The organism is Holdemanella porci, from assembly GCF_019052655.1.
In the GTDB taxonomy this organism is placed as follows: domain Bacteria; phylum Bacillota_I; class Bacilli_A; order Erysipelotrichales; family Erysipelotrichaceae; genus Holdemanella; species Holdemanella hominis.
Genome location: NZ_JAHQVB010000097.1, coordinates 1 through 5476 on the forward strand (window position 1 = coordinate 1; position 5476 = coordinate 5476).

At 34.4% G+C, this 5476-nt stretch carries 3 protein-coding genes and 1 pseudogene; all 4 read left to right on the forward strand.

Annotation, left to right across the window (positions count from 1 at the left end):
- Positions 1-75: 75 nt before the first annotated feature.
- The 4 genes and pseudogenes from KTQ83_RS11200 (at position 76) to ppdK (ending at position 5177) form a co-directional block, all read left to right on the forward strand.
- Positions 76-516, forward strand: coding sequence for a Spx/MgsR family RNA polymerase-binding regulatory protein (locus tag KTQ83_RS11200; protein WP_117923595.1), 441 nt, complete (start codon positions 76-78; stop codon positions 514-516).
- A gap of 111 nt (positions 517-627) precedes the next feature.
- Positions 628-2163, forward strand: coding sequence for an AAA family ATPase (locus KTQ83_RS11205; RefSeq protein ID WP_244975854.1), 1536 nt, complete (start codon positions 628-630; stop codon positions 2161-2163).
- 12 nt (positions 2164-2175) lie between these two features.
- Positions 2176-2427 (forward strand): annotated as a pseudogene (locus KTQ83_RS12380) (PD-(D/E)XK nuclease domain-containing protein); the annotation flags it as partial.
- A gap of 122 nt (positions 2428-2549) precedes the next feature.
- Positions 2550-5177, forward strand: coding sequence for a pyruvate, phosphate dikinase (gene ppdK, locus KTQ83_RS11210; protein WP_217256851.1), 2628 nt, complete (start codon positions 2550-2552; stop codon positions 5175-5177).
- Positions 5178-5476 lie beyond the last annotated feature (299 nt).

The window sequence follows — 5476 nt, forward strand, 5'->3', positions numbered from 1 at the left end:
ATATTTAAAATTAAGATACAAATATTTAATTCAAACCTAGTATTATGATATAATTAGTTGTAGGAGGCTATTATTATGGTAATTTTATATACTTCTCCAGGTTGTGCTAGTTGTCGTAAGGCAAAACAGTGGTTAAAAGACAACCAAATTGAATTTGTTGAAAAGAATATATTTACTTCATTATTGAAGGAAAGTGAAATTAAATATTTATTGTCGCGATGTGAAAATGGAACGGAAGATATCATTTCGGTTCGTTCGAAGGCATTCCAGGCACTTCAAAAAGATATCGATGATTATTCGATGAAGGAATTGGTTACTTTGATTCAGGAAAATCCATCGATTCTAAAAAGACCGATTCTTTTATCGGAAAAGAGCCTTGTGGTTGGATATGATGATGATGAAATCACAACAATGATGCCAGCACAATTAAGGACAGTCGTAGACAATGCATGTACAGATGCTTGTCCAAACTATTCTGTTTGTGGTAAGTGTAGAGAGCGTGCAAGTATGAACTAGTGTATTCTAGTTCTTTTTTTTTGCTTATAAACGAAATGCAAACGAAATGAAGTTTATGTATTTCGCTTAAACGGATATACTTAGAGTAAAAGTATGTTTAGGAGGAGTTTTATGAATTATATATCTTGTGAATCTGCTGCTAAAAAGATAGGGGTATCGACTCGTAGAATTCAACAGATGTGTAAACAAAAAGAAATAGTTGGTGCAATAAAGGATGGGCGCAATTGGCTGATTCCTGATAATGCGATTTTAAGTCCGAAAAAGCCTTTACCAATAGGTGTTTCTGATTTTAAGTCGGCAACAACGAATTATTACTATGTAGATAAGACTTTATTGATTCGTGATTTTTTGAATGCGATACCGATGGTATCTCTTTTCACGCGTCCTAGGCGTTTTGGGAAAACATTAAATATGGATATGTTGCGTGTGTTTTTTGAAAAAACACCGGAAGATACATCTATTTATTTTAAGGATAAGTATATATGGCAGTGTGGGGATTACTATACAAAACATCAAGGTCAATATCCTGTGATATTCTTGTCTTTTAAAGATGTTAAATGTTCGAGTTGGCAAGAGACTTTTCAAAAAATTAGTAAATTGATTTCTCTAGAGTTTATGCGTCATAATGAATTGGAGAGTAGTTCTGTACTAAGCTCATACGAAAAAGAGCAGTATCATCGTTTTGCGAGTGAAAATATAAATGAGGTTGATTGTCAAATGGGGCTTCAACTTTTATCTTTATTACTTCACAAACATTATGATAAAGAGTGTGTCATTATTATTGATGAATATGATACGCCCATTCAACAGGATCATCTTTGTGATTTTTATAATGAAATTGTTGATTTTATGCGCAATTTTTTTTCGGGTGGTCTAAAAGATAATCCACATTTGGCTTTTGGATTTTTAACAGGTATTCTAAGAGTCGCAAAAGAAAGTATTTTTAGTGGGATGAACAATTTAAAAACGAACTCCATATTAGATAATAATTATAGTTCTTATTTTGGCTTCACAAATGAAGAAGTCAGAGACATGCTTGCATATTATGATTATGAAGATAAATATCAAGAAATTTGCGAATGGTATGATGGATATCGTTTTGGAAATTCGAAAATATTTAATCCTTGGTCTGTAATCAATTATATTTCGGATCAATGTTTTCCAAAAGCTTTTTGGCAATCAACAGGTAGTAATGATATTATTGGTGAAATCATTGGAACCGCAACACCTGTAATTAATGAAAATTTGTATAAATTGTTTTGTGGAAATACTGTTACAACGTATGTAGATACAAGTGTAATATATCCTGAAGTTCAAAGTAATCCTAATAGTATATATAGTTTCTTGTTGGTTGCGGGGTATCTAAAGGTGGCCGAAATATATCCGCAAAATGATGGAAATTATATGTGCGATGTGGCTATTCCTAATAAAGAAATTTTATATGTATATGAAAAAGAAGTATTGAATCGTACAAATCAAAATAATGTTTCAATTTCAATTCATCAGGCTATCTTTTCTAAAGATACAAGTAAACTGCAGTCTTTGTTGGAGGATTTTATGTTAAAAAGTATATCAACGATGGATGGGGCTAGTGAAGCATTCTATCATGGAATGATGCTTGGATTATGTGCTGTACTAGGAAGTTAATTTAAGGTAAGATCAAATAGAGAATCGGGACTAGGTCGGTTTGATATTGAATTATTGCCGATGGTGAAGGGAATACCTGGATTTATCTTTGAGTTTAAACATACGAAAGATATAAATGTTGATTTAGATTCACTGGCTAATAGTGCACTTAAACAAATTGAAGATATGAAATATGATACAGAATTAAACGATTTTGGTGTTGAAGATATTGTAAAAATTGGTATAGCATTTAGACAAAAAAGTGCGGTTGTTAAACGTGGATAAACCTATTGGTGAAAACTGATAGGTTTTTGTTTGTGAAATTTTAAAATAAACTATCATTATGTAAATTTGTATGTTATAATAGTTTACACATGTAAACGGTTACAAATAGGAGGTAAATTATTATGGATAAAAAATATGTCTATGAATTTAATGAAGGCGATGAAACGATGCGTGAATTGTTAGGTGGAAAGGGTGCCAACTTAGCTGGAATGTCTAAACTAGGAATGCCTGTGCCTTATGGATTCACTATCACTACAGAAGCTTGTAACCAATATTATGAAGATAATGAAACAATTAATGATGGTATTAAAGCTCAAATTATGGAATATCTAGATTTATTGGAAAAGAAGTCTGGAAAGAGATTGGGGGATGAAGCCAATCCTTTATTAGTATCTGTTCGTTCAGGGGCACGTGCAAGTATGCCTGGTATGATGGATACTATTTTAAATTTAGGTATGAATAAAACAGTTGCAGAAACAGTTGCAAATTTAACAAATAATGAGCGTTTCGCATATGATTCATATCGTCGTTTTATTCAAATGTATTCAGACGTTGTTATGGGGTTGAGTAAAAAGCGTTTTGAAGAGATCATCGATGAAGTAAAGGCTGAAAGAGGCATTAGTGATGACTTAGATTTAAATGCTGAAGATATGAAGAAATTAGTAGAATTATTTAAAGCGTTCTACAAAAATGAATTAAAATCTGAATTCCCTGAAGATCCTAAAGAACAATTGATGGGTGCTATTGAGGCTGTATTCCGTTCTTGGAACAATCCTCGTGCTATCTATTATCGTAAGATGAATGATATTCCATCAAGCTGGGGAACTGCAGTTAACGTGCAGATGATGGTATTTGGCAATATGGGTAATGATTGTGGTACAGGTGTTGCCTTTACGCGAAATCCAAGTACTGGTGAAAATAAATTGTATGGTGAATTCTTAATGAATGCCCAAGGTGAAGATGTTGTTGCGGGTATTCGTACACCTCAAAAGATTGATCAATTAAAAAAAGTAGCTCCTGGAGCATATGATGATTTTGTAGCTATCACTAAAAAATTGGAAACGCACTATCGTAATATGCAGGATATGGAATTCACAATTGAAAAAGGTAAATTATTCATGTTGCAGACACGTAACGGTAAACGTACAGCTCAGGCTGCATTAAAGATTGCGTGCGACATGGTGGATGAAGGTATGATTACTATTGATGAAGCTTTAATGATGGTTGAACCTCAACAATTAGATTCATTACTTCACCCAATGTTTGATGCGGATGAATTAAAGAAAGCTGAACCAATTGCTTCAGCACTTCCAGCAAGTCCAGGTGCTGCTTGTGGTCAAATCGTATTTAGTGCAGAAGAAGCGATTCAAGAGGCAAGTCGTAACCACAAAGTCATCTTAGTTCGTTTAGAAACAAGTCCAGAAGACATTGAAGGTATGCACGTATCTCAAGGTATCTTAACGGTACGTGGAGGTATGACAAGTCATGCTGCTGTTGTTGCTCGTGGTATGGGTGCATGCTGCGTAAGTGGTTGTGGCGATATCAAGATGCATGATGATGAAGGATATTTTGAAATTGATGGTGTGAAATATCACCGTGGAGATTGGATCAGTTTAGATGGTTCAACAGGAAATATCTATGGTAGTGCTATTAAAACCGTTCCTGCAAGTATTTCAGGTGATTTTGAACGTTTTATGAACTGGGCGGATGAAAGACGTACATTAAAAGTTCGTACAAATGCCGATACACCACATGATGCAAAACAAGCTCATGAATTTGGTGCACAAGGTATTGGTTTAGTTCGTACGGAACACATGTTCTTTGAAGGGGATCGTATTAAAGCGGTTCGTGAAATGATTGTTTCTAAAACGGCAGCTCAAAGACGTGTCGCATTAGAAAAAATCTTGCCTATGCAAAGAAGTGACTTTGAAGGAATCTATGAAGCTATGGAAGGTCTACCAGTGACAATTCGTTACTTGGATCCACCTTTACATGAATTCTTACCTACAAACTCTTATGATATTACACAATTAGCTAAGGATATGCACATTGGATTGGATGAATTGAAATCTGTCATTTCTAGCTTACACGAATTCAATCCTATGATGGGTCATCGTGGATGTCGTTTGGCTATTTCGTATCCAGAAATTGCTGAAATGCAGACAACTGCAGTGATTCAGGCTGCATTAGCTGTCAATGAAAGACATCCAGACTGGAAGATTGAACCTGAAATCATGATTCCATTGGTTGGTGATGTTGCAGAACTTCGCTATGTTAAAAAGGTTGTATGTGATGTAGCTGACAAATTGATTCAAGAATCTGAATTCGATATGAAATATCATGTTGGTACAATGATTGAAATTCCTCGTGCTGCATTATTAGCAGATGAAATCGCAAAAGAAGCTGAATTCTTCTCATTTGGTACAAATGACTTAACACAGATGACATTTGGATTCTCTAGAGATGATGCAGGAGGATTCTTACAAGATTACTATGATAAAAAAATCTTTGAATCAGATCCATTTGCACACTTAGATCAAAGAGGTGTTGGAAAACTTGTAAAGATGGCAACTGAACTTGGAAGAAGTACTCGTCCAAATATTAAATTAGGAATCTGTGGAGAACATGGTGGGGATCCTGCAAGTATTGAATTCTGTCATAGAGTTGGATTGAATTATGTATCTTGTTCACCATATCGTGTACCAATCGCAAGACTGGCTGCTGCACAGGCTGCTGTACGTGATAAGTAGGAGTTTTTTATCGATAAAAATCCCATCTATTCTGAACAAGCAAGTACATTTAGATTATCTAATGGACAAAATGCTAATCGAAAACGATGGAGAGATACACGTGTTGTGGCTTATATACCTATAAAAGCGTAAAGAAAATTAATAGAGTCATTAAATATTCATTCGAATATATTAAAGGCTCTATTTTTTATATATTAAGATTTTGGCTTCGGAACAGGGGAATGCGGTATGTGAAAAAACTGTAGAATTGTCACAATTTGTTGATTATGAGGAACGACAAAAAGGACTATCGTAATAGC

Coding starts and splice junctions, on each gene's coding strand:
- KTQ83_RS11200 (WP_117923595.1), top strand. CDS start 76: ATGGTAATTTTATATACTTCTCCAGGTTGTGCTAGTTGTCGTAAGGCA.
- KTQ83_RS11205 (WP_244975854.1), top strand. CDS start 628: ATGAATTATATATCTTGTGAATCTGCTGCTAAAAAGATAGGGGTATCG.
- ppdK (WP_217256851.1), top strand. CDS start 2,550: ATGGATAAAAAATATGTCTATGAATTTAATGAAGGCGATGAAACGATG.